Genomic DNA, 23205 nt, shown 5'->3' with positions numbered 1-23205 from the left:
CGATGGAGAAGCCTTGGCTAGGGTTCCTTCAGGAGGAACCATAGATGTCTGATGCCTTTAAGCCGCTGGAGGGAATCCGCGTCGTCGAGATGAGCCACATGATCATGGGGCCGTCCTGCGGCATGTTCCTCGGCTTTCTCGGGGCTGAAGTGATCAAGGTGGAGCCGCCGGAGGGCGACAAGACCCGGCACCTGACCGGCATGGGACGGGGCTTCTATCCGACCTTCAACCGCGGCAAGCGGTCGATCACCCTGGATCTGAAGACGGCCGAAGGACGCGATGCGCTGGACAAGCTGATCGCGACCGCCGATGTCTTCCTGGAAAATTTCCGCGACGAATCCCTCGCCAAGATGGCCTTTTCCGCCGCCGAGCTGCGCAAGCGCCACCCCGCGCTGATCGTCGCTTCCTGCAAGGGGTTCCTGAAGGGCCCTTACGAGAACCGTACGGCGATGGACGAGGTCGTCCAGATGATGACCGGCATGGCCTATATGACCGGCCCGACCGGCCGGCCGCTGCGCATCGGCTCGTCCGCAAATGATATCATGGGCGGGCTGTTCGGCGCCTTCGGCGTGCTCGGCGCGCTGATCCAGCGGCAGAAGGACGGCAAGGGCCACGCGGTGCGCGTCGGCCTGTTCGAGAACTGCCTGCTGCTCGTGGCCCAGCACATGGTGCAATATGACATCGAGGGCCGCGAGGCCCCGCCCATGCCGGAGCGTGAATTCTCCTGGCCGGTCTATGACATCTTCGAGACCCGCGACAACCGCCAGATCTTCATCGGTGCCGTCACCGAAGGCCAATGGGCGATCCTGTGCGGCCTGCTCGGCCTTGGCGCCCTGAAGGACGATCCGCGCCTGCAGACCCGCATGGATCAGATCGGCGCCCGAGACTGGACCATTCCGGTGGTGGCCGAGGCCGTGCGCAAACATGATTTCGACAGCCTGATTGCGGCCTTCGAGCCGGCGGGCATTCCCTTCTCCCCCATTCACCGGCCTGCGGAAATGTATCAGGACCCGCATGTCAACCGGCCGGGCGGCCTTTATGCGTCGAGATTGCCCGAGGGCCAGACCTTCCGCGCGCCGGGCTTCCCCATTGAGGTGGATGGCGCTGCGCCCGAACCTTTCGGCCTCGACATTGCCGGGGTTGGCGCGGACACCACCACGGTCCTCACCAGCATCGGGCTGGATGAGGCAGCGATTGCGGCGGTAACCGGCGGCGTGAAGGAAACCGCGTGATGGGTGCCACAGGGGACAGAAGAGAACGCATTTACCCCTCTGACCGGGTCACCCTGCGCGAAGTCGGTCTGCGCGACGGGCTGCAGCTGGTGAAGACCTTTCCGGACAGCGCCGCCAAGCGCGCCTGGCTGCATCACGAGCATGGCGCCGGTGTGCGCCATTTCGAAATTGGCTCGTTTCTTCCCCCCACCCGCTTCCCCCAGTTTGCCGATGTGCGCCAGATGGTGGAGGCTGTCGCGGCGCTGGAAGGCGGTCATTCCGCAGCGCTCGCCCTGAATGAACGGGGCGCGGAAGAGGCGGTGCAAACCGCCGTTGGCGAAATCGTCTGCGTAGTCTCGGCCACGGAGGAGCACAGCCAAGCCAATATGCGCCGCTCGCGTGCCGAGGCTGTGGGGCTGGTCCGCCGCGTGGCGGAGATGCGCGATGCCGTTGCGCCCGGCAAGATCGTCAATGCCGGGCTTGCCATGTCCTTCGGCTGCTCGATTTCCGGTGCGGTCGCCCCCGAAGAGGTGCTGCGCCTGGCGGAGGACTGCCTGGCCGCCGGTGCGGATATCGTGGGCGCCGCTGATACGGTCGGCTACGCCGGGCCCAGGCAGGTTGGTCAGCTGTCGGCAGCGCTGGACAGGCTCTGCGGGAACAGGCCCTTCATCCTGCATCTGCATGACACGCGTGGCATGGGCATCGCCAATGCGGCAGCGGCTCTCGACAACGGAGCCCGGGTTCTGGATGGCTCTCTTGGCGGGCTGGGCGGCTGCCCGTTTGCGCCCGGTGCAACCGGGAATGTGGTTTTTGAGGATCTGGTTTATCTGTGTGAAACCATGGGTTTCAGAACAGGGATCGACCTGACCGGCCTTGCCGCCGCCCGGCAGGTTGCGGAAGGGTCCATGCCAGAAGACGTGTTCTACGGCGCTCTGGCGAAATCCGGGCCACCGCAAAACATGGAGTGGCGCGCCTGAGAAATGCCCCCTGACATGTGGGAGCGGTCAGGGGCATGGTTGAAAAATGCCAATAAAACTCTGGGAGGAAAGAATGAGAACATTGAAAGCACTTGGACTGGCTCTGGTCCTGTCCGCATCGACCGCAACCATCGCATCTGCCGCGACCGAAATGCGCTGCAGCCACCAGCTGCCGCCCGCGCACCACATCGCCAAGGTCGTCGACCGCTGGGCCGCGGAAGTGGAAAAGCTGTCCGACGGTGAAATCGACGTCCAGGTCTTTGGCGCGGACAGCCTGGTCAAGGCCAACGACAACATCATCTCCGTCGCCAAGGGCGATATCGAATGCGCCTTCTCGCTGAACTTCCAGTGGGGCAAGACCCTGCCGCTGATGAACGTGACGCTTGGGCCCTACACCATGTCCTCCATCGACGCATGGAAGAAGTGGCCGACCTCTGACGCTGCCAAGCTTCTGGAAGAAAAGCTGGAAGACAAGGGCGTTCACAACATTGTCTGGATGTTCCAGACCAACACCTCGGTCTTCACCACCAAGGGCCGTTTCCTGAAGGCTCCGGCCGATTTCCAGGGCATCAAGATGCGCGGCCTGAACAAGGCCTTTGACTCCGGCCTGACCGCCATGGGCGCAAGCACCGTCGCAATGCCGGGCTCCGAAGTCTATCAGGCGCTGGCAACCGGCACCATTGACGCCGCCGTGACCGACGTGGCCGCTGGCTATTCCCGCAAATACTATGAAGTGCAGGATCACTTCACCGTGGTTCCGGTTCTGGCCGCCTATCTGCATGGCTATGTGAACCCGTCCTGGTATGCGGGCCTGTCCGGCAAGTCGAAGGCAGCCATTGAACAGGCTGGCATCGAAGCTGCCGGCTGGGCGCTGGAAGCCTCGCAGGAAGCGGCAGCCGCCGCTCCCAAGCAGCTGGAAGAAAAGGGCGTTCAGGTCTACATCGCCACGGATGAGGAAAACGCGGCCCTGAAGGCGGTCATGAAGCCAGCCTTTGACGCCGAGTTTGCCAAGGAAACCGGCGAAGACGGTGCCAAGCTGCTCGAGCTGATCGAAAAGCTGCAGTAAGCGCGCGATGAGCAAGCCACATCAGGGAGAGGTGGAGCAATCCACCTCTCGTCTGCCGTTGGGGATCGATCTGATCATCCGCGCCGGCGGAGTGCTAAGCGCAGGTCTCATACTGGTGATGCTCGCGGTGACGACGGTCAATGTGATCGGCCGCTATGCCCTGGGCAACCCGTTCCGCGGCGCGGAGGAATTCACCGGCTATCTGGTGGTGTCTCTCGTCATGGCCGGGGCGGCGGAAGCCTACCGGCGCGGTGATCACATCGCGATAGACTTCCTGCGCTCGTCCCGCATACCGGCCCTGAGGCATATTTCCGGGGTGCTGTATCACGCCAGCGTGCTGGCCTTCGCGCTGATCCTTGGCGTGACCGGATGGCACACGGCCAGCTTCTCCCGCGATTTTGAATCCTATTCCGCCGGGTATCTGGAAACGCCCATGTGGATCCCGCAATCCGCCCTGGTTCTTGGCGCGGTCCTGCTGGGCCTGGCCGCCTTCGGCCGCCTGATCCAGGTCTTCATGGGAAGGAGCGCCTCTTGACGACCCTTCTGATTTTCGCCGCGCTGATTGCCCTGCTCCTGACCGGCATCCCGATCTTTGCCGCGCTTGGCCTCATGGGCAGCGCGATCCTGTGGATCTATGAGGGCAAGTTGTGGGCTGTCTCCGACGTGATCTTCTCCACGCTCAACCTCTCCACGCTGACGACCATTCCGCTCTTCGTCTTCATGGCCCAGGTCATGATCAAGGCGAAGGTGATCGAAGACCTCTATGACATGACCAACACGGTCATCGGCCATATCCGCGGCGGGCTTGGAGTCGCGACGGTCGCTGCCTGCACGGTGTTTGCCGCCATTTCCGGCTCGTCGGTCGCAACCGCCCTGTCCATTGGCGCCAGCTCCATCCCGCAGATGAAGCGCTTCGGCTATCCGGAGCGGGACGCGCTCGGTGTGATTGCCGCAGGCGGCACGCTCGGCATTCTCATTCCGCCCTCGGGCCCGATGATCCTCTATGCCATCGTGTCGGAAGCCTCCATCGGCGCCCTGTTCCTGGCCGGCATCATTCCCGGCCTGATGATTGCGCTGATCTTCGCGGTCTTCTGCATGATCCAGGCCTCCCGCCGCCCGGCGGTTTCCTCGCCCGAATGGGCGGGCTGGCAGGAGGCGACCGCCTCGATCCGGCGCTCGATCTGGGCCCTGCTGGCGCCGCCGGTGGTGATGGGCGGGATCTATTTCGGCATCTTCACCGCCTCCGAGGCAGCTGCCGCAGGCTCGATCTACGCACTGGTGATCGCTGTCTTCGTCTACCGGAACTTCTCGTGGAAGCTGCTGTTCGACTGCGCCATCCAGACCATGCGCACCTCCATGATGGTGTTCATGATCATCGCGGGTGCGGCGGTCTTCGGTCATGCGATCACGATCATCCGCCTGCCCGTTGCCATCACCGAAATGGTGGCCGGCATGGGCCTGTCGGCCACCGGCTTCATCCTGGCGGTCATGGTGCTGATCTTCATTCTGGGCATGTTCCTGGAATCGATCGCCATCATCCTGATCACCACGCCGATCCTGCTGCCGACGATGATCCATCTGGGGATCGACCCGGTCTGGTACGGCGTGCTCTTGATGGTCAACCTGGAGCTGGCGCTGATCACCCCGCCGGTGGGCATGAACCTCTTCGTCATCAAGGGCATCACCAACGCGCCCCTGTCGGAAGTGGTCAAGGGCGCCTCGCCCTTCGTGCTGCTGATGATTGTCAGCCTCGCTCTCCTCATCGCCTTCCCCAGCCTCGCCACCTGGCTGCCCTACACGGCAGGGTTTGGACGGTAAGGAGATTGAGGACAAAACTCTCAAATCGTCATCCCGCACGCAGCGAAGCAGAGATGCGGGATCGGTGAGCCTGGGTCTATCGGCATTGAACGGTTCAAAAACCAATGATCTTCCGGCTCACCGGTCCCGGCTCGCGCTTCGCTTGACCGGGATGACGCCGAGGGGATAAGGGGCACCACCTCTCCTCCGTCTTGCCATGGCTTGACGATGGCATCCACGCCGTAACCTGGCCTCGCAGAAAAGCTTTGCTTTCAGGAGACGGAACGGCATGAGTCCCCGGATCGATGTCCGGGGCAGGCCCGTGCCCTTCTCCCCCCCTTCCAGATCAGGCGTTCAGGCGGCGGCCGGAGGTTTTGTCGAAGAGGTGGATGGCGGACGGATCGCCGGCGAGGTGGATCTGATCGCCGACGGTGACATCCGCGTTGCGGTCGATCTCGACGGAAAACATCTGGCCGTCTCCGAGCTCGACATAGAGAAAGGTCTGGCTGCCGAGCCGCTCGGCGACGGAAATCTCGCCGGTGAACCAGGCCTCTTCCGTAGCACAGGGCCTCAGATCGTTCGGGCGGATGCCGAAGGTGACTTCCCCCGTTGGCAAGCCGGTGCCTTCAATCCGGAACGTTGATCCAAGCGCAGTGATCGTCGTGCCGCCCGCGCCATCCGGCTGGATATCGGCGGCGACCGTGTTCATGGTCGGGCTGCCGATGAAGCGGGCAACGAACAGGCTGGCGGGCTTGTGATAGAGGTCGAGCGGGGCGCCGATCTGCTCGATCACGCCGCCATTCATGACCACGATCCGGTCGGCCAGGGTCATGGCCTCGACCTGATCATGGGTGACATAGACAGTGGTCGCCTTCATCCGCTTGTGCAGCTTGGCGATTTCGAGACGCATCTCGACCCGCAGGGCCGCATCCAGATTGGACAGGGGCTCATCGAACAGGAAGGCGGCCGGTTCCCGCACAATGGCGCGGCCCATGGCGACACGCTGGCGCTGGCCGCCGGAAAGCTGGGCCGGCCGCCGGTCAAGATAGGGCTGGATCTTCAGGATATCGGCAGCATTGGCAACCCGGCTGTCGATGGCTGGCGTGTCCGATCCGCGCATCTTGAGACCGAAGGCCATGTTCTCGCGCACGCTCATGTGCGGGTAGAGCGCATAGTCCTGGAACACCATGGCGATGTTGCGCTCTGAAGGCGGCAGCGCATTGACCACCTGCCCCGAAATTTCCAGTTCACCGCCGCTGATCTCCTCCAGACCGGCGATCATCCTGAGCAGCGTGGACTTGCCGCAGCCGGAGGGACCGACGAGCACCAGAAATTCCCCGCTCTCGATCTCGACATCCACCCCATGGATCACCTGCAGGGACCCATAGGTCTTGCGGAGCTGCCGCAAAGAAATCGCGCTCAAATCATGTCCTCCCTTGATCGTCTGGTCAGGTTTTGCGGAACTGCAGCGTCTGGTCCAGCGTCTCTTGCTGCAAATTCCGGCTTGACCATCATTATCAATATCATTATCGATAATGAACCTAACGCGTCAAGCGGATATGCGGAAAGCGAGTGCGATGTCGTATTTTTCAGAGCGGACCACAGGAAAGACGATCGCTGCCAAGCCGGCCAAGTCGGCGGCGGCTTTCAGTGCTCTGAAGCGGGAGATCATGCTGGGGCTTCTGCCCGCCGGTACCGTGCTGACCGAACTGGAGCTGGCCAATCACTTCGGCTGCAGCCAGGGCACCGTGCGCGAGGCGCTGCTGCAGCTTCAGGAAGAGGGTCTTGTCCTGCGCAAGGCGCACCGGGGCACGCAGGTGTCCGAATGCACCGAGGCGGAAGCCATCGAGATGTTCAAGGTTCGCCAGCAGATCGAATGCAGCGGCATCATCCGGGCCCTGTCCCGCCCCAGCCGTTCGCTCGTTGGCGACCTGAACGACCTGCTGGGCGAAATGATCGCAGCCGCCAAGGTGGATGACGAACTGGAGCTGGCGGCTCATGACCGGGAGTTCCACCGGCGCATCTTCCACGATGCGGATCTGCCTGCGCTGGACCCCATCCTGCACCGCTGCCTGATCCACAATCACCGTTTCAAGATCCTGCGCAGCAGCACGCCGCGAGATCTCGTGGCGACCGCAGAACGTCACCGCTCGATCATCGACGCCATCGAGGAGCAGGACCTGTTCCGCGCCAGCCAGGCTCTGCGCCACCATATCGCAACCATTGTCGATCTCGGCCCGGATGTCTTCGTGGAGCCGGCGCAATGAGCGCTCCCGATCCTCAGACGGAAGACCGGCTGCCGGCGGACCTGGCGCCCGAGATGGCGGCACTGATGGCCCGCGTGGTGGCCGAAGATGGCCCGCAGCCCGACCCGACGACGCTTTCGCCTGCGCAAGGCCGGGACCTGAGCGAGCGGTCCAACAGGCACTGGAACCTGGATCTGCCGGTGCTTGCCGCCCGCAGCACGGTTCACCTTGCCGCCGATGCGTCTCTCGGCAGCATCGCCTGCCGGATGGAAGTCCTTGTGCCGGAAGCCGCCGCGCCCGGCGCGATCCTGTTCGTCCATGGCGGCGGCTTTGCCTTCTGCAGCCCGGAAACCCATGAGCGCTGTGCCCGCCTGCTGGCGATCGAGAGCGGCTTGCCGGTTCTGGTGCCAGACTACCGCCTCGCGCCGGAGCATCCCTACCCCGCCGGGCTGATGGATTCCATCGCCGCCTTCCGCCAGGCCTTCGAGGCATCGGCAAGCGCTGGTGTAAAGCCGGGTCCCTTGCTGGTTGCGGGCGATTCCGCCGGGGCCAATCTGGCGCTTTCGGTGCTGCTGCATGAACAGACGGCCGGAAAGCCGGGTGCAGCAGGCGCGCTGCTTTTCTATGGCACGTTCGACCGGGATTTCGGCACCCCGTCCTACCGGCAGTTTGCAGAGGGTCCGGGCCTGACCCGGGGCAAGATGCAGCGTTACTGGACCTGGTACGCGGGTCCCGCTGATCAGACGCAGGATGTGCTGGCCTGTCCGCTTCAGGCCACGGATGCGGCGCTGAGCGCGCTGCCGCCCCTGCATCTGATGGCGGCAGGCGTCGATCCGCTGCTGTCGGACAGCATCAATCTGACCGCCCGGCTGGAAGCGATTGGTCGGCCTGAACGGCTGACGATCGTGCCGGGCGTCACCCACGGATTTTTACAGAACACCATCGACCTGGAGGCGGCACGGGAGGCGCTCCGCCGCGCAGGCATGGATGCAAGACGGATGGCCGCCAAAGACTAGCCGCCCGCTGAACCTGAGGAGGAGGAGTTCATGACTTTCTTGAAGACACTGGCAACGGGTGTCGCCTTTTCGGCGATGCTTGCCGCAGGCGCTGCAAACGCCGAAACCGTGCGGTTCTGGTACCACTTCGACAATCCGGAAAATCCGATGGAGGATCTGGTCAAGAAGTTCGAGGCCGCCAATCCGGGCATCGAGATCCAGGCCGAGAACGTGCCGTGGAACAGCTATTACGACATGCTCTACACCTCGCTGATCGGCGGCAATGCGCCCGATGCGGCCATGGTCAAGCTGTTCGCCCAGCCCCGGCTGATGGAAATGGGTGCTCTGGAGCCGATAGGCGAGCGGATCGACGCCTGGGCCGGCAAGGCGGATCTTCTCGACAATCTGCTGAACCTCACCAAGGCCTCGGACGGCAACCAGTATTACCTGCCGATCCAGTATGTGGTGCTCTACCTCTATTACCGCGCCGACCTCTTCAACGAGGCAGGCCTCAAGCCGCCGGCAACCTGCGAAGACTTCCGCGATGCGGCCATCAAGCTGACCAAGGCACCGGACATCTACGGCTTCGGCCTGCGCGGCGGCAAGGGCGGCTGGGACCAGTGGGGCGCCTTCGTGCTCTCCCAGGGCGCCGAGCTGAAGAAGGGCGGCTTGACCAGCGACAAGGCGGTTGCCGCCAACCAGTGGCTGATCGACCTCTACCAGAAGGACAAGGTCATTCCGCCGTCCGCGCCGAACGACGGCTTCCAGGAAATCACCGGTGCGTTCAAGAGCGGCAAGACCGCCATGACCATCCACCACATCGGCTCATCCAAGAGCATGGTCGATGCGCTTGGCGACAAGGTTTCCGCCGTTCCGGTGCCTGAATGCGGCGGTGGCCAGTGGACATCCTATGGCGATGAATCCCTGGCCGTCTTCTCCGCATCCGAGGTCAAGGACGCGGCATGGAAGTGGATCTCCTTCCTGGCGGAAGGCGAGAACAACGTGGAGTTCAACAAGGCCACCGGCCAGATGACCGTGACCAAGAGCGGTTCGGAAAACTGGACCCTGCATGAGCGCCGCTTCGTCGACGCGACCGTAGCCTCCTTGCCCTTCGCCCATGTGCTGCCGCAGACCCCGGCAACTTCCGAGTTCGTGAACACGGCCTGGCAGATCGGCATGCAGCAGGCCCTGACAGGTCAGGTGACCTCGAAGGAAATGATGGAACAGCTCGAAGGCCTGTTCGACCAGTAAGCCCCTCCCCCGGGTCTTACCCCATCGAAGACCCCTGCCCGGAGCGGCGCCTCAGCGCTGCCGCTTCGGGACCCTTTTCCCCTATCAGGCCGGACCCATGCTGACGACCGCCAAGACCATTTCACCGGGCACGAAGATCAGCCCGCCCCTTTCGGCAAGGCTCATGCCCTATGGGCTGTTGGCGCCTGCCTTCGTGGTGACGCTGTTCATCGTTTTCTTTCCCATGGTGCAGGCTGTCTACACCAGCTTCTTCGACCTGATCCTGTGGAAGCCAAATGCCAGCCGCTTCGTCGGTTTCGGCAATTACATCAAGCTGTTCGGCGATAAGGTCTTCTGGATTTCGCTTGGTCACACGGCGCTGTGGATCGGCCTGACCGTGCCGCTTCAGATGGCGCTCGGCCTGGTCACCGCCCTGCTGCTTAACCGGGAATTTCCCTGGCGCGGCATGGCCCGTGCGATGATCATCATTCCCTGGGCCCTGCCGAGTGTCGTGATCGCGCTGATGTGGCGGTGGATCTATGACCCGAACACCGGCGTCCTGAACGACATCCTGATCTACCTCTCCGTCGTGCAGCAGGCCGTGCCCTGGCTCGCCGATCCGGATCTGGCCCTTTACGCCATCATCGCCACCTTGACCTGGCAGGGCTTCCCCTTCTTTGCCGTCATGATCCTGGCCGGACTTCAAGGCATCCCGAAAAGCCAGTATGAGGCCGCCTCCATCGACGGCGCCTCGTCCTGGCGGCAGTTCCTGCATATCACCCTGCCCGGCATCGCGCCGGTGCTGGGAACGGCCGGACTGCTCCGGGTCATATGGGTCGCCAATTCCATGGACGTGATCTTCGTCATGACCGGCGGCGGGCCGGGCTATGCCACCCACACCCTGCCGCTCTATGCCTTCGTCAAGGCGCGGCAGAACCTGGACTTCGGCTATGGCACCTCCATCGCCGTCACCTTCACCATCCTGCTCGGCGCCGTGGTGGCTCTCTATCTGGTGCGCACCATGCGGGAGGTCGAAAGATGACCAAGCCCTCGACCCTGCGCCGGATCCTGACCACCGACCTGCCGGTGCTCCTGATCGTGCTCTTCGCCATGGGCCCCTTTGCCTGGATCATCCTGACCTCGCTGACCCCCAGCCGGGTTCTGGATGCCACCGGCGTGTCCCTCTCGCCCTCCGGCTGGAGCCTGGACAATTACGCCCGCCTGCTGCGCCAGACCTCGTTTCTCGGCAACATGCTGGACAGTCTGATCATCGCAGGCGGCACGGTGGTGCTGGGCCTGGTGGTCTCGGTCACGGCGGCCTATGCCTTCTCGCGGTTCCGCTTTGCCGGCCGCAAGCTGTTCATGCTGCAGTTCCTGCTGATCAACATGTTCCCGGTGGTGCTCCTGATCCTGCCCCTGTTCATGGTGATGCGCAAAGCCGGCATTCTGGACACCCATTTCGGGCTGATCCTCGCCAATTCCACGGTCGCCATCCCCTTCGCGGTCTGGATGCTGACCAGCTACATCGGCGCCATCCCGAAGAGCCTGGACGAGGCGGCCATGATCGACGGCTGCTCCCGCCTGACGGCCCTGCGCCGGGTGGTTCTGCCCCTCACCATGCCGGGCATCATCTCCACCGGCATCTACATCTTCATCACGGCCTGGAACGAATATCTCTACGCCCTGACCCTGGGCGGACGGAACGTGCGCCCGGTGACCGTGGCGATCCAGACCCTCATCGGCGAGTACCAGATCGAATGGGGCCTGCTTGCTGCAGGCGCCGTCGTCGGAGCGATGCCCGCCACCCTGCTTTTCCTGATCGTTCAGCGCCGGCTGATCGGCGGCCTGACCCAGGGCGCCGTCAAGGGCTGATGCGGACCGGCATTTCGAGAAGAAAGAAGGACCTGAAATGAACCCCGTCGGGTTGATATCAATGCAATATGCAAGGCCGTTCACCGCCGAGCATTTCCCCCTGTTCAAGACCATGAAGGATCTTGGATACGACTTCGTCGAGTTGCTGGTTCCAGAACCCGGCGAGATCGATGCGGCAGAGGCCTGCAAGGCACTGGATGACGCTGGTCTCGGCGTGGTGCTGGCCGCCCGGGTCAATCTGGAGCGCAACCTGTCCTCCCACGATCCGGCCTGCCACCGCAAGGGCATCGACTATCTGAAATATGCGGCCGACAGCGCCAAGGCCCTTGGCGCCACCATCGTCGGCGGCCCGCTGACCGGCAACCCGCTGGTCTTCGCAGGCCGGGCGCCCAAGCCGGTGGAAGAGGCCGAGCGCCTGGCCCGCAAGCAGCGCTGCGTCGATGGGCTGAAGGAAGCCGGCGACTATGCGGAAAAGCTCGGCATCCTGCTTGCGGTCGAACCGCTCAACCGTTTTGAAAGCGACGTACTCTGCACCACCCAGCAGGCCATGGAGCTGCTGGAAGCGGTCGATCATCCTGCGGTGAAGCTGATGCTCGACACGTTCCACATGCATATGGAAGAGGCCAATCTGGCCGAGGCGATCCGGCTCGGCGGCAGGCATCTGGTGCATTTCCAGGCCAACGAGAACCACCGCGGTTTCCCCGGCACCGGCGCCACCGACTGGGTTGAAGTGTTCCGCGCCCTGCACGAGGTCGGCTACACCGGCCCGGTGTCGCTCGAACCCTTCCGCCGCAACGACGACCGCTTCGGCGTGCCCTTTGCCCAGTGGCGCGCCCCGCACGAGGACGAGAGCGCCCGGCTCAAGGCCAGCGCCGACTTCATCAAGTCTCACATCATGCTGACGGATTATCGCAGATGACCCTGAAAATCGGCTGGATCGGTTGCGGTGTTCACGCAACCCAGATGCTTCTTCCCCAACTGGTGCGCCACGACGTGGAACTGGTCGCGCTCTGCGACATCGACGCGGAACGGCTGAAGACCGCCGGTCGCCAGTTCGGCGTCCGCACCCTGACCACCAGCGCCGCGGAGCTGATCGCAACGCCGGGCCTGGATGCGGTCGGCATGGCCGTCGGGCCGGACCAGCATCTGGCCTTCGGCAAGGCCGCCCTTGACCGCGGCCTGCCTGTCTTCATGGAAAAGCCGCCGTCGGGCAGTGCCGCCGGGGCGCGGGAATTGCTGGCCGCCTCGGAAAAGGCGAAGAAGCCGCTGCTGGTCGGCTTCATGAAGCGCTATTCGGCGGGCAACAAGATTGCCGCCAACATCCTGCGCTCCGGCCGTTTCGGCGATGTGCTGGGGCTGACCGGCTACTACATGACCGCGCCCGGCTATTTTGCCGGCAACGTCGACTATACCGGCTTCTTCCTGCACCACTGCGTCCACTACATGGACCTGGTGTCCTTCCTGGTCTCGCCGGTGACGAAGCTGACCGCCCGCAAGGTGGAAAAGGCGCCGGGCCGGGTGCTGTTCCACATCAACTTCGACTTTGAATGCGGCGCCATCGGCACCATCGCCATGGGCACGGTGCAGTCCCGCGGCGCTCCGGTGGAGCGGATCGAGGTGATGGGCGATCATCAGCGCATCGAGGTCGACAATGTCATCGAGGTCCGCTGGAACCGGAACCCGCCCTTCAAGGTGGACGATCCGAAGGCCATTCTGGCCGATGACGTGGACAGCCTGACCTGGAAGCCGAATTTCACGGCGGCGGCCAACGAGGACCCGAAGGGCTATCATTCGCTGCTGGCCGATGTGGTCCCCGCGCTTCAGGGCAAGGAAACCCCTGCCCCCACCATCGCCGATGGCGTCATCGCCATGGACAGCCTTGAAACCCTCCGCCGAGAACTGGGCATCTGACAAAACCCCTCCGCACCGCCGTCTCCAGGGAACAGCGGTGCGGAGATGGATTGGCACCAGAGGCAAGCCCTCACCCGCTGGCTCTTATCCATTCGCCCTGGCACGGACCTCGTCGAAGCTGTGGCGGATGAGGAATTCGCCGTTGCGCCAGACCGGGATCATCTGGTCCTGAGCCGGATCGATGTCGTCCAGCCGGGCAGCCGTCAGCTTGCCGTTTTCAAGCACAACCGCCTGACGGCCCGCCTTGCTGGCCTTGCCCGGATCGGTCGCGGGCTGCTTGGCGACATCGCGCCAAGTGCCGTCCGCGTCCTTCATGGCATCGGCCTTGAGCGCAAAGCGCATGGTGTCGCGGTTGATGCGCTGCAAGAGCCCGCCACCCATGCCGAAGGCGATGTTGTCGATGGCAAAGCCTTCTTCCACCATCCGGTCCACCAGACGGCCAATGCTCTGCAGGGTCATGCCGTCGCCCTGGATCACCCGCACATGCGGGTCCAGCACCTTGTAGCCCTTGCCATTGACCGTGCCACCGAACTTTTCCCAGAGGGTCTTGACCGTCCTCAGGGGCGTCTCGATCGGGTCGCCGCTGTCCGGGCGCACGACCAGCGTGCCCTTGCGGCTCAGCACCTTGTCCCTCAGCGTGCCGCCCCAGATTCCGAGAACGGCCGCATCCAGATCGTAACTGTCGGAGACGACGGCCACCAGGCGGCCTTCGCCTTCAAACGTGTCGAGCATGTTCTCATAGGCCGCCTCTTCGCGCGCCCGGCCCCAGCTGGTCATGGTGCTGTGCTCGGCCGCCGGGATCGAGAACCCGGCCATGTCCGCGCCATAGTAACGGCGGGCGGCCATCAGCGCTTCCATCGTGTCCGTGCCCATGAAATTGACCAGATGGGCCATGCCGCCCAGGGCCGCGCTTTCGCCACTGGAGACGCCGCGGGCGCCGAAATCATGCAGCTTGAAGGGCAGCTGGCCTTCCGGGTCGTCCGAGGTCTTTTCAAGACCGGCCCGGATCACCGCCTTGCACATCCAGCTGACCGTCGCGACCGTGGTCGGATACCAGAGCGCCCGCAAAAGCGCGGTCTCGATGAAGGTCGTCAGCCAGGGCATGCGCTCGTCAGTGTTTTCCACCTGCAGCAAAGGTACCCCCGCAGGCACCACCATGCCTTCCGGCAAAGCCTTGAATTCCAGGGGCAAATAACCGCCGTGATCGGTCAGGATCGCCGTCCAGCCCTGCCGGTTGAACGGCACGCCATGGGCCGCGCACACCGCTTCCGCCTCATCGATATCCGCTGCCGTGATCGGCTTGCCGAGATATTCGGTCAGATAGGCCTGAAGACCGAGAAACACGACATGGTCGGAGAAGTCGTTGCGGCGGGCTTCCGCATAGGCGCTGATGATGCGCGCTTCGGGCGGATATTGCAGGAAGTGGCTCTGCTTGTAGCTGTCGGTCGCCAGAATAAGGTTGGTCATGATGTGAACTCCTCACAATCAGGGTTTTCAGGCAGTGATGCCAGGGCGCGGCAGGCCTCCCCCGCCGCTCACCCGTTTCAAAGATCGGCCATCTCTTCGATGATCGACCAGTGATCTTCAAAGAACATGCCGGGCTTCAGGTCGCCCAGGCGGAACCATTGGGCATGGGCCGCATCGTCCAGCCCCCGCACCTGGAACAGCTCGCGCCGCTCCGGCAGGCGGAACAGGAAGGCATGGGTGATGACCCGGCCCCTGAGGCTGCGGCCCGGCGCATCGAACACCCGGGTGCGGCTGTCCTCGATGAAGCTGGCAAGCATGGCCGGGGGGATCTGCCCCTTGGCGTCCGAAATGCCGGTTTCCTCGCGCAATTCCCGCACCGCCGCATCGCGGATGCGCTCGTCATGGTCGACAAAGCCGCCCGGCAGCGCCAGAAGCCCCTTGCCCGGCGCGTTGCCGCGCTCCACCAGCAGGATATGTCCGGACTGGATCACCACCGCGTCGGCGGTGACAAACGGCCCCTTGCCCCATTTTTTGGGATAGTCCGCCAGATATTCGGCCTCCTCCAGCAGGGTGCGGAAGGCGGGGCCCATCTTGAACTCCTCCATCCACTCGGCGACACCGGCGGACAGGATCGTGCCAGGCACCTCCGGAATGCGCTGGAAGTAGCGCTTGCGCACGTCGCTGGAGCTGAACGTGCCATACTGGCTGTTGATCTGAATATTGCTCCATTCCGGGAAAAGCTTGAGATAGTAAGAACTTGCGTCCTTGCCATAGCCTGTGAGCGCCACCCGCGCCGGATGGCCGCCCGCGGCCTCTCCCGCCAGAGCATTCACCCGCCGCTGAACCTCGGTCACCCAGGCGGTGTCCGAATAAAGATGATCGCCGAGCGGTTCGATCAGCAGGCGCCCTTCCGCGATCTCATAGGCAAAGGCGGAACGGATCATCGCGGCGCGCTCCTCGAAGGTGAAGGGATTGCGCGGATTGCGTGCCGTGCTTGCGGACCCCACCAGCACGATCAGCCGGTCCACCTGCTCAAGCGCCTGGCGGATCACATGCTCGTGCCCGATATGCAGCGGCTGAAAGCGTCCGATGAAGACGCCGAAATCGGCTTTGGCCATGGTCGAGACTCCCTCGATCTGAAGAACGGCTCCGGCCTCCCCGGAGCGGATGTGCCAGCCCTGAAGACCTGTCCGGGAGCGCTGGACCACTTGTCCTGCCCTGCCTGTCTTCCGCTGACACAGACCTTATATTCATTTGACATATATCCTGTCAACGCATATCTTATGCTTAATATGAAAATAAGTGAAAGCCCATGACAGAGGCCGATTTCCTCAAAGCCTATGATCCCGCCGCCTTCCCGCGGCCGTCGGTCACCGTGGATCTGGTGCTGATGACCGTGCGCGGCGGTGCGCTTTGCAGCCTGCTGCAGCAGCGGCAGGACCATCCGCACAAGGGCAGCTGGGCGCTTCCCGGCGGCTTTGTCGGTCCGGACGAGGGGCTGGACGCGGCCGCGAGGCGGGTTCTGGCCCAAAAGGCGGGCTTGCCGGAGGAAGAGGCGCCCGGCGGCTGGCTGGAGCAGCTCTACACCTTCGGCGCCCCGGACCGCGACCCGCGCATGCGGATCATCACCGTCGCCTATTTCGCGCTGCTGCCTGAGGATGTCCTGGCCCGTGCCGTCAAGACCGGCTCCGGCCTGCAGCTCGCGCCGCTGCGTCTGGCGGAAGGCGAAGCAATCGATGCGCATCTGGCGGCCCTTGGCCCGGATGGCACGCCCCTGCCGCTTGCCTTTGACCATGAGATCATCCTGAAAACAGCGGTCCTGCGCCTGCGCGGCAAGCTGGACCATTCTCCAGCGCCCTTCGCCCTGCTGCCGAAGCGCTTCACGCTCCGCGCCCTTCAGGACGTGCATGAGGCGATCCTGGGCACCCCCCTCAACAAACCCGCCTTCCGCCGCCGCCTGCTGGACAAGAACTGGCTGGAGCCCACCGGCGAACGGGAATCCGGCACCTCCTACCGCCCGGCAGAGCTTTACCGGGTGAGGCAGCAGGAGAAGAGGTCAGTTGCGGTACAGGGCGGAATGACACTGTAGGCGCCCCGGCTGTTGTTTCAATTGACCCATCCTGGATTTTGGTGCCGGAAACTTTCTTGGCTCGAACCGCGTCATGCCCCTGAATCAGAAAGACCACCTCGTCGTCGCTGAGACGGCGCAAGTCCTCCGGACGCAAAAGACGTGTGCCTTCTTGCCGTTCAAAAATGTTGGCACCGCCGAACTCGTTCATTTGCCACGATTTTGAACGGCTTTTGCGCGTGAAATCGCCAATCGATTTCGACACATATTCAGGTGTCTCCGCATCGGCCGGAGCCATGAACAATTGCAAGTGGCAGTTCGCCAAGAAGTTTTGCGCGCCATCGTTGCCATAGGCGGCCTTCAGGTTGGAAATCGACTGCGCGACAATCATCATGCGGCCGCCATGGGACCGCAGCGTCGTGATCCCCTGGCTCAAGGAACCCATTTTGCGAAGCGCCGGAAACTCGTCCATTAGCAGCAAGACCGGATAGGGCTCGTCAATTCCGGGTTCACCGCCCATGTTCCTCGTCCCTGCGCGGCCGGTGTTTTGCGTTTTCAGCCGGCTTCGCCCGCTCGTTTTGCTGGTCTCGGTCCAGTTTGCCCAGGGCGAGTTCAATCTTACCTTTGCGCGCTCCCTCGGCATCAGCCAATTCGGTTTCCAAGTATCTTCGAGCCAGCATGGATTGCTGATCCGGATCCTGGGTCAAGCTCGACAGGGCTTGCCTGTCGCCATTTTCGAGCTCGCGGAGCCTCGAACTTGTCAGTGTCTCTTTCAACATCTGCGCGAACCGGTCATTCACATTGTCATCCGTGCCGATGCTGGAAACGAGCCGCGCCTTTCGGCCTTCATAGGCTTCAATGTCCCGCCGCGCTGTGCTGAAGATGTCGCGGATCTCCGCGTGCACCGTCTCAAGCGTTGATCCTGCCTTGGCCTGGCTGGCTTCGGCATCCAGGCCCTCTGTCTGCTGATAGTAGGTCGAGAGCTGCTGCAGCTCGGCTTGCTTCCAGCTTTCAGCAACGGCCCGGGCAACAGGCTCGTCGCCTCCATAACGCTCTACGATGATTTCAGGCGGCAAGCCGGCCTTGCGCGACAGATCCATGACCAGGCCTTTTGCCTTCCCGGAAATCTCATCCGTGAAGTCGTCATAGGAGGTCACGCCCTGATAGGCTTTGTCTGCGGCCGGACGCCTGAAGCCCTGCAGCTCAGCAGCGTCCGCCATGAACTGGGCCGCCTCTGTCTTGGTCCTGGCCGCGAGCCGTTCGAACCGTGTCTTGTCCGGACCTTCCGGAAGCGAGGAAAGCTCGGCATCGATCTTCTTGAAGTTGCTCAAGATCGCGGCCCGCCGCGCATCAATGGCTGCATTCATTTCGCGGATCTCCTTGATCGTCACAATATTGGCCGGCACAAGCTCGCCGTAGAATTTGTGGCCGCTGTCAAACGTCCGTTTCAACCTCGCCTGATGAGCGGGGCCGCTCGCCTTAAGCTGCCGCCCTTCCTCAATCAGCTGCGCCGCCTCGCGCAAAAGCAGGCTGTAATTCGGGTGCTCGCCTCCGATAAAGCCCGCATCGCCCCGGACCTGACGGACAAACAATGTCTTTGCCAGCGAGGCCCTCAAACGGGATACGGCGTCATGAGCGCGGGTCTGCGGAGAACGCTCTTCACGCCGGGCGCGCTGCACCTCGCAATCGGTGTAAGGTCTATCCTCGATGCCCCGAGCAAATCGCGGCGTTGCCTCGAGCTCAATTCCGTGATCGGCCGCAACCCGGACCTGGACGAACCGCATCTCGTCATAATCGAAATGCCCGCGCTGCGACACTTTCAGCCACGACCCTTCCTCAAGCCCGCGCCGGTTCACAACGATATGCATGTGAGGATGCGCCCGGTCCGTGTGAAACGCTGTGAAATAGTCGAAGTGATCGCCGTATTTGCCGCTGGCGAACATCTCCTCGGCCCAGGCCCGGCCAGTGCGGTAAGCCGCACTATGGTCAGTGCCTTCCGGAAAGCTGACCTGAAATGACTGGTCCGGTCGGCCTTGCCGTCGCCAGCGTCCGCGAGCTGCCAGGAGGTCATCATTTCAGCCTCGGCCGCCTGATCGACGACAAAGCCGAAATACCGGTCTGAGCGCTCAAGCTCAACGCTGCCCTCTTTGCGAAGGTAATCCATCTGATCGCGAATGCCGCGCAAATCGGACGTGCCGCCCGTTCGAATGAGCTTCGCCATAGCCTGCGGCTTCTGCGCCAGAAAGGCCGTCGTCATCCGGTCGGTCCAGCTGCTCGAACCCGATCCTCCGCCACCACCGCCGGCGATCTTCTTCTGCAGCTCCAGGACATACTGCAGCATCGGCCCGCGCATCGAGGCCGGAATTTTCAGGATGCCCCAATCCTCGCCCATGACCGCTTCGAGCGGATCGACAACCTTTTCAATCATTGCCGAGAGCCTTTTCTAAAAGGGCCTTCGCAGCGGCCTTCCGCTTTCTCACGTTGAGGAGAATTTGCACCTGCGCCTCGACCTTCGCGAAGAGCCCGCCAAGCCCTTTGCGGTCTTCCATGAAGGCGATGAAGTCAGGTTCACCCATCTTGTTTGCCTGTTTCGCGAGCTGATTTATGTTCGTTGCCATTCCGGAAATCTGCCGCGTGAGATTGCGCAAGACGTCCGTGGTCTCTTTGTCATAGTCCAGGAAGCCATTCGCTTTCAGGACCAGCGTGCGCAAAACCCTGTTTCTCTTCACGCCCAGCTCGGCGCAAAGCGCATCCAACTCGGCAACTTCGGACACTCTCATGCGGACGCTGAACACGGTCCATCCGTCCTCCGGAGAGGCTGTCTTGGCATCGTCTGCCGTCTGATTTCCTTCTTGGTTTTGGCTCTTCATCTGGACTTGGATTTGCTCGCCCTCGGGCGCTGGTGGGGGTACGTGGCGGGGTGCGGAGCGCCCAAGCGCAAATGTGTTACATTTGCAGTATCCAGCCACGTACGATACCCCAAATCCCTAATGCAGAGCAACCACTTTCAGCTGATCTCTTCACTCAAACTCAACCACCGCTCGACACGCCGTCCAGTCTTCGTACCTCCGGGATCGAGCGAAATGTACGCCTAAGAAGCCAGACCCCAAAAACCGCTTTTCTGAGCGCAACAAGACCTATCCAAATGTCACAATGTTCGTTTGCTGGGATGTTGGATTGTTTAGATAGTCAGTTTGTGGAAATGTTGAAATATTATGTTGTTATGATATTGATTGGTTGAAATGTCGTGACATTGCGATATCAGGTTGTCTTGATGTAGCTATATCTCGATGTTCTGATAGCCAGACTTTTCATCTTTTTGACCTCCTCACATTCAAACGGATCCTCATATGAAAATCGTCACCTTCATGTCCTTCAAGGGCGGCGCAGGAAAAACCACTGCGCTCATGGCAATTGCCTCCTGCCTCATCCAGCGCGGAAAAAAATTGCCATCTTCGAAGCCGACATCAACAGGCCGATTTCGCAGTGGCGCGACAATGCCAGGAGCAAGGAAACTTGGGACGACGATTGTAAAATCTTCATCGCAGAAACCTTCGAAAAATTTGAAGTCGCCTACGGCCAGGCAGAGGCAGAAGGCACTGAAATCGTCCTTGTAGATGCCCAGGGAGGCGGCACGGATCTCAACGACGCCATTCTCGTCAACTCGAATTTCGTGGTCTTGCCAACCGCCCTAACCTCCCTGGACACCGACGAAACTCTTGAGACATATCAGCATGCCGTGAAGCTCGCGATGCGGGAGCAAATCTCATTGTCTGCGGCCATCCTCAAAACAAGAGTCCCAACCGGCAAATTGACCGTCGCCCAGAACCGCACCAGCGATCTACTGGACAAACTCCCCGCCTTCTCGAACGTCCTTCACAACCGGAACGCGTTCGAAGACATGAAATTCCGTGGTCTCCTTCACAAGAGCCTGGAAAAAACCGTTGCCAATCCCAACGACAAGCTCTTTGCCAAGAACTTTCAAACCGCGATTGACGAAGCCGATGCGATCGCGCTCGATATTCTCGGTGAGCTGGAGGATTAGAGAATATGGCGATTAAAAAGCCAACGATTCCACATGCCGAACTTCGCAACGAAATGCGCAAGGAAGAGCAAGCGGGATCCTCCCTCGAACCCGATTCCGCGTCTCAGGCAAATACACCAGACCCCGCACAAAACACCCGCGCGTATCCCGAGCCCGAAACCGCCTTTCGCCCCCCTAAAACCAGACGTGAAAAACCAGTGAGTAGTCCGGATTCAGCAGAGCCCAGGACTGGGCATGCCGAAGCATCTGAAAAAATGACCATCTCCGTCTCCGCTCCGATCCCGGAAAAAGGGGTCTCAAAACTTTTCGAAGCCCTGCTACAGCACCATTCGGAGCAAGAGGCCCTTCGTCTCATTCTCAAAAAAGCCCTTCCGATATACGAAAGTGCTCTCATTGACGGATCGTTCCAAAAATCTCCGAAGGACTACCCTGCAAAACCAGCGACAGCGACAACACGGCGCGCGATAAAGCATGAAGCCTTTAACGTCGTAAAACAGGCTTTCGATCCTCTTGATGTCTACACCCTGAACAAAATCGGCAGGATGATCGCAACCGCGGCCCTGGCGGCCTTCTTCAAAAATGAGAAAAACGGATAGGCAAGCGCAAGCGGCCCGCCTTTCCCACAATCCTACGGCTTCTCTCCGGCGCTTGATGGGCAGCGCGTTCAGCCTCCGGACTGCTCCGCCATCTTTCCATAGAAAGATAGCTCCGGCCCTAAAGGGCTGGAAAAGGCTACTTCAACTTTCGAAATTGGATCTCTCGCATTCCACCTCGCCATCAACCGCGGGGCCTTTGTTTTAGCTGCGTCACAAAATTCAGGAAAATGCTCCCAGCTCTTGACTGTACCTCATTTGAGATACATAATGCAGATTACAAACCGGAGATTTTACTCATGGCTACACAGACCAGTATGTTGCATGTGCGCGTAGATGACGAACTCAAGTCCGCAGCGACCGAAACGCTCTCCAATTTCGGCCTCACTCTTTCCGATGCTGTCAGAATTTTGCTCACACGCGTGGTCAAGGAAGGCTCGCTTCCCGTAGGCCTCATTGTTGATGAAGATGCATATGACGAATGGTTCCGGCTCAAAGTCTCTGAGGCGCTGAACAGAAGAGAACCGTCCAGCCCTCATGCAGAGGTAATGCAACGTCTCCGTTCATCCATTGATGAATGAGAATATGGCTGGCAGGGACACCCTGCCAGCACACTATATTACGGCCACATCTGCGCAGTATGGAGAACTCGGAGAACCCGAACCCCAGCCGAACTTTCCTCATAGATGAGGACATAAGACGGCGTAACCAGCATCTCTCGCGTGCCTGGCATCCGACCCTTACGACACATTTTGGGATTGATCGGCAGCCTAGCTGCCTTTTCATCAATTAAATCAAGTATCTTATGCGCGGCTTGCGGATTTCTATCCCTAATATAGCCAACAATATTGGCCACATCCCTCTCTGCTTCGCTGGACCACTCAAGTGGCATTTCTGTAAATTTTTCTTTCATTAAATCTCTAACTCCATGAGTATTTTTGTTGACTACCCATGGATATTTCGCTAGCTTCATTTTGCTGAAAATTAAGTTTGCTTGTCATGGATAGTGTGAAAGTTCATGCTGTTCATTTTTTGTGTTAACAAACCATTAAATCACATTTCGACCCTCTTGTCAAGAGGGTAAATTCTCTAGATTCCGTTTTTACGCATGCTGCGCGGCCTCTAAAGTCACTTTTGAGGAAAAACCGGAAATTGACCGCCCCCTGCTATCGCCGCCATCTGTTTCGCCTGACAGGCTGCAACGGCTTGCATTCATCCTTGGTTCACAGGCCATACCCGTCGTCCGAACGCCTGGGAGCCGCCCGCTCGCGCTCCGGAGCCTGGAGGCCTTCAAGCTTCTGCTTGTAGGCTTCCGCGCGTTCGGCAATCGCTTTATGCGCGTCCGTTCCAGCAGATGCCGCCTCGATGATCCGATCAAGATGCTGTGTCTTTTCTGAGAGCTGATCCGTTTTCGCCAGCTTGGCCGATAATCCGTCCAACACGGCATCGACAGCCCAGGACGTCGGCTCCTTCATCACAACGGACGCATCTGTGACGTGCGCGAGCTCCCGCACCTTGGTCCCCTCACTAGATCCCTCACTCTCGAAGATCCGGACGCTATCCACCTGGCCGGCGAGTTGAGACAAACCTTGAAGGGACTGCTGTTGATTTCCATTGAGAAGTAACCCGGCATTTCCACCGAGAATTGACCCTCCTTTTAGGTATGTTACGGGTCTGTGGGTTCGGTCAAGTTCTTGGCTTTCTCCTTCTTCGTTTTGGGCTCATGT

General features: G+C 61.2%; 23 protein-coding genes and 1 pseudogene. 16 read left to right on the top strand and 8 right to left on the bottom strand.

Features of this window, described 5'->3' with window-relative positions; genetic code table 11:
* Positions 1 to 44: 44 nt before the first annotated feature.
* The 5 genes from IG616_RS18740 to IG616_RS18720 all read left to right on the top strand — a co-directional run bounded on the left by IG616_RS18740 (position 45) and on the right by IG616_RS18720 (position 5072).
* Positions 45 to 1232 (top strand): CaiB/BaiF CoA transferase family protein, encoded by a 1188-nt coding sequence (locus tag IG616_RS18740; RefSeq protein WP_192149734.1) that lies wholly within the window; start codon positions 45 to 47, stop codon positions 1230 to 1232.
* Positions 1232 to 2188: a beta/alpha barrel domain-containing protein gene (locus IG616_RS18735; RefSeq protein ID WP_192149732.1), complete on the top strand. Its 957-nt coding sequence runs from the start codon at positions 1232 to 1234 to the stop codon at positions 2186 to 2188. The genes IG616_RS18740 and IG616_RS18735 overlap by 1 nt, the downstream gene beginning before the upstream one ends.
* Before the next feature lie 73 nt (positions 2189 to 2261).
* Positions 2262 to 3254 (top strand): TRAP transporter substrate-binding protein DctP, encoded by a 993-nt coding sequence (dctP, locus tag IG616_RS18730; RefSeq protein ID WP_192149731.1) that lies wholly within the window; start codon positions 2262 to 2264, stop codon positions 3252 to 3254.
* Between the two features lie 7 nt (positions 3255 to 3261).
* Positions 3262 to 3789: a TRAP transporter small permease gene (locus IG616_RS18725; protein ID WP_192149729.1), complete on the top strand. Its 528-nt coding sequence runs from the start codon at positions 3262 to 3264 to the stop codon at positions 3787 to 3789.
* A complete protein-coding gene (locus IG616_RS18720; RefSeq protein WP_192149727.1) occupies positions 3786 to 5072 on the top strand; it encodes a TRAP transporter large permease in 1287 nt (428 codons plus the stop codon). Before IG616_RS18725 ends, IG616_RS18720 begins: the two co-directional genes overlap by 4 nt.
* Before the next feature lie 325 nt (positions 5073 to 5397).
* Here IG616_RS18720 and IG616_RS18715 read toward each other — a convergent pair whose 3' ends face one another.
* Positions 5398 to 6474 (bottom strand): ABC transporter ATP-binding protein, encoded by a 1077-nt coding sequence (locus IG616_RS18715; protein ID WP_192149725.1) that lies wholly within the window; start codon positions 6472 to 6474, stop codon positions 5398 to 5400.
* Between the two features lie 154 nt (positions 6475 to 6628).
* Between IG616_RS18715 and IG616_RS18710 the strand changes: the two genes are divergently transcribed.
* From IG616_RS18710 to IG616_RS18680, 7 genes are all read left to right on the top strand, one after another.
* Positions 6629 to 7318, top strand: coding sequence for a GntR family transcriptional regulator (locus tag IG616_RS18710; protein WP_192149723.1), 690 nt, complete (start codon positions 6629 to 6631; stop codon positions 7316 to 7318).
* A complete protein-coding gene (locus IG616_RS18705) occupies positions 7315 to 8313 on the top strand; it encodes an alpha/beta hydrolase (protein WP_192149721.1) in 999 nt (332 codons plus the stop codon). Before IG616_RS18710 ends, IG616_RS18705 begins: the two co-directional genes overlap by 4 nt.
* 30 nt (positions 8314 to 8343) lie before the next feature.
* Positions 8344 to 9543, top strand: a complete 1200-nt coding sequence (locus IG616_RS18700) for an ABC transporter substrate-binding protein (protein ID WP_192149719.1) — start codon at positions 8344 to 8346, stop codon at positions 9541 to 9543.
* A 97-nt stretch (positions 9544 to 9640) separates the two neighbouring features.
* Positions 9641 to 10564 carry a carbohydrate ABC transporter permease gene (locus IG616_RS18695; protein WP_192149717.1) on the top strand — a complete coding sequence of 308 codons (924 nt, stop codon included), beginning with the start codon at positions 9641 to 9643 and terminating at the stop codon, positions 10562 to 10564.
* A complete protein-coding gene (locus IG616_RS18690; protein ID WP_192149715.1) occupies positions 10561 to 11394 on the top strand; it encodes a carbohydrate ABC transporter permease in 834 nt (277 codons plus the stop codon). The genes IG616_RS18695 and IG616_RS18690 overlap by 4 nt, the downstream gene beginning before the upstream one ends.
* A 37-nt stretch (positions 11395 to 11431) precedes the next feature.
* Positions 11432 to 12313 (top strand): TIM barrel protein, encoded by an 882-nt coding sequence (locus IG616_RS18685; RefSeq protein WP_192149713.1) that lies wholly within the window; start codon positions 11432 to 11434, stop codon positions 12311 to 12313.
* The gene (locus tag IG616_RS18680; protein ID WP_192149711.1) at positions 12310 to 13305 is read left to right on the top strand and encodes a Gfo/Idh/MocA family protein; all 996 of its coding nucleotides are present in this window, start codon (positions 12310 to 12312) and stop codon (positions 13303 to 13305) included. Before IG616_RS18685 ends, IG616_RS18680 begins: the two co-directional genes overlap by 4 nt.
* An 84-nt stretch (positions 13306 to 13389) precedes the next feature.
* On the opposite strand, the gene IG616_RS18675 is transcribed toward IG616_RS18680, so the two are convergent.
* Positions 13390 to 14772, bottom strand: a complete 1383-nt coding sequence (locus tag IG616_RS18675; protein ID WP_192149709.1) for a nicotinate phosphoribosyltransferase — start codon at positions 14770 to 14772, stop codon at positions 13390 to 13392.
* A 77-nt stretch (positions 14773 to 14849) separates the two neighbouring features.
* On the bottom strand, positions 14850 to 15980 hold the full coding sequence (locus IG616_RS18670) for a bifunctional nicotinamide-nucleotide adenylyltransferase/Nudix hydroxylase (RefSeq protein WP_343072397.1): 1131 nt from the start codon (positions 15978 to 15980) through the stop codon (positions 14850 to 14852).
* Positions 15981 to 16084: 104 nt separating this feature from the next.
* Here IG616_RS18670 and IG616_RS18665 point away from each other — a divergent pair, with 104 nt between their 5' ends.
* On the top strand, positions 16085 to 16861 hold the full coding sequence (locus tag IG616_RS18665) for an NUDIX hydrolase (protein ID WP_192149707.1): 777 nt from the start codon (positions 16085 to 16087) through the stop codon (positions 16859 to 16861).
* A 61-nt stretch (positions 16862 to 16922) separates the two neighbouring features.
* Here IG616_RS18665 and IG616_RS23450 read toward each other — a convergent pair.
* From IG616_RS23450 to IG616_RS18650, 3 genes and pseudogenes are all read right to left on the bottom strand, one after another.
* Positions 16923 to 17360: pseudogene (locus IG616_RS23450) on the bottom strand (type IV secretory system conjugative DNA transfer family protein); the annotation flags it as partial.
* Complete coding sequence (locus tag IG616_RS22870; RefSeq protein WP_209007765.1) at positions 17350 to 18903, bottom strand: relaxase/mobilization nuclease domain-containing protein; 1554 nt, start codon at positions 18901 to 18903, stop codon at positions 17350 to 17352. The gene IG616_RS22870 and the pseudogene IG616_RS23450, both read right to left, overlap by 11 nt.
* A gap of 357 nt (positions 18904 to 19260) precedes the next feature.
* Positions 19261 to 19710, bottom strand: a complete 450-nt coding sequence (locus IG616_RS18650) for a DNA mobilization endonuclease VirD1/MobC family subunit (RefSeq protein WP_192149703.1) — start codon at positions 19708 to 19710, stop codon at positions 19261 to 19263.
* Positions 19711 to 20159: 449 nt separating this feature from the next.
* Between IG616_RS18650 and IG616_RS23210 the strand changes: the two genes are divergently transcribed.
* The 3 genes from IG616_RS23210 to IG616_RS18630 all read left to right on the top strand — a co-directional run bounded on the left by IG616_RS23210 (position 20160) and on the right by IG616_RS18630 (position 22059).
* Positions 20160 to 20885, top strand: coding sequence for a P-loop NTPase family protein (locus IG616_RS23210; protein ID WP_246476312.1), 726 nt, complete (start codon positions 20160 to 20162; stop codon positions 20883 to 20885).
* A gap of 5 nt (positions 20886 to 20890) precedes the next feature.
* Positions 20891 to 21481 (top strand): VirC2 family conjugal transfer protein, encoded by a 591-nt coding sequence (locus IG616_RS18635; protein WP_192149697.1) that lies wholly within the window; start codon positions 20891 to 20893, stop codon positions 21479 to 21481.
* 296 nt (positions 21482 to 21777) lie between these two features.
* Positions 21778 to 22059, top strand: coding sequence for a type II toxin-antitoxin system RelB/DinJ family antitoxin (locus tag IG616_RS18630; RefSeq protein WP_192149696.1), 282 nt, complete (start codon positions 21778 to 21780; stop codon positions 22057 to 22059).
* A 38-nt stretch (positions 22060 to 22097) separates the two neighbouring features.
* Here the strand turns inward: IG616_RS18630 and IG616_RS18625 are convergent, their stop codons facing one another.
* Both IG616_RS18625 and IG616_RS18620 read right to left on the bottom strand, forming a co-directional pair.
* Positions 22098 to 22391, bottom strand: a complete 294-nt coding sequence (locus IG616_RS18625; RefSeq protein WP_246476311.1) for a type II toxin-antitoxin system RelE/ParE family toxin — start codon at positions 22389 to 22391, stop codon at positions 22098 to 22100.
* Positions 22392 to 22701: 310 nt separating this feature from the next.
* Positions 22702 to 23064 carry a hypothetical protein gene (locus IG616_RS18620; RefSeq protein WP_192149695.1) on the bottom strand — a complete coding sequence of 121 codons (363 nt, stop codon included), beginning with the start codon at positions 23062 to 23064 and terminating at the stop codon, positions 22702 to 22704.
* Positions 23065 to 23205: the final 141 nt, after the last annotated feature.

This window comes from Roseibium litorale (genome assembly GCF_014842915.1).
Lineage (GTDB): Bacteria > Pseudomonadota > Alphaproteobacteria > Rhizobiales > Stappiaceae > Roseibium > Roseibium litorale.
The sequence above is the reverse complement of the archived record's forward strand: the minus strand, read 5'-3'. Positions and strand labels throughout refer to the sequence as shown.

Excerpts from the sequence above, each read along its gene's own strand:
- IG616_RS18740 (WP_192149734.1), top strand. The coding sequence starts at position 45 with ATGTCTGATGCCTTTAAGCCGCTGGAGGGAATCCGCGTCGTCGAGATG.
- IG616_RS18735 (WP_192149732.1), top strand. The coding sequence starts at position 1,232 with ATGGGTGCCACAGGGGACAGAAGAGAACGCATTTACCCCTCTGACCGG.
- dctP (WP_192149731.1), top strand. The coding sequence starts at position 2,262 with ATGAGAACATTGAAAGCACTTGGACTGGCTCTGGTCCTGTCCGCATCG.
- IG616_RS18725 (WP_192149729.1), top strand. The coding sequence starts at position 3,262 with ATGAGCAAGCCACATCAGGGAGAGGTGGAGCAATCCACCTCTCGTCTG.
- IG616_RS18710 (WP_192149723.1), top strand. The coding sequence starts at position 6,629 with ATGTCGTATTTTTCAGAGCGGACCACAGGAAAGACGATCGCTGCCAAG.
- IG616_RS18705 (WP_192149721.1), top strand. The coding sequence starts at position 7,315 with ATGAGCGCTCCCGATCCTCAGACGGAAGACCGGCTGCCGGCGGACCTG.
- IG616_RS18700 (WP_192149719.1), top strand. The coding sequence starts at position 8,344 with ATGACTTTCTTGAAGACACTGGCAACGGGTGTCGCCTTTTCGGCGATG.
- IG616_RS18695 (WP_192149717.1), top strand. The coding sequence starts at position 9,641 with ATGCTGACGACCGCCAAGACCATTTCACCGGGCACGAAGATCAGCCCG.
- IG616_RS18690 (WP_192149715.1), top strand. The coding sequence starts at position 10,561 with ATGACCAAGCCCTCGACCCTGCGCCGGATCCTGACCACCGACCTGCCG.
- IG616_RS18685 (WP_192149713.1), top strand. The coding sequence starts at position 11,432 with ATGAACCCCGTCGGGTTGATATCAATGCAATATGCAAGGCCGTTCACC.
- IG616_RS18680 (WP_192149711.1), top strand. The coding sequence starts at position 12,310 with ATGACCCTGAAAATCGGCTGGATCGGTTGCGGTGTTCACGCAACCCAG.
- IG616_RS18675 (WP_192149709.1), bottom strand. The coding sequence starts at position 14,772 with ATGACCAACCTTATTCTGGCGACCGACAGCTACAAGCAGAGCCACTTC.
- IG616_RS18665 (WP_192149707.1), top strand. The coding sequence starts at position 16,085 with ATGACAGAGGCCGATTTCCTCAAAGCCTATGATCCCGCCGCCTTCCCG.
- IG616_RS18650 (WP_192149703.1), bottom strand. The coding sequence starts at position 19,710 with ATGAAGAGCCAAAACCAAGAAGGAAATCAGACGGCAGACGATGCCAAG.
- IG616_RS18635 (WP_192149697.1), top strand. The coding sequence starts at position 20,891 with ATGGCGATTAAAAAGCCAACGATTCCACATGCCGAACTTCGCAACGAA.
- IG616_RS18630 (WP_192149696.1), top strand. The coding sequence starts at position 21,778 with ATGGCTACACAGACCAGTATGTTGCATGTGCGCGTAGATGACGAACTC.
- IG616_RS18625 (WP_246476311.1), bottom strand. The coding sequence starts at position 22,391 with ATGAAAGAAAAATTTACAGAAATGCCACTTGAGTGGTCCAGCGAAGCA.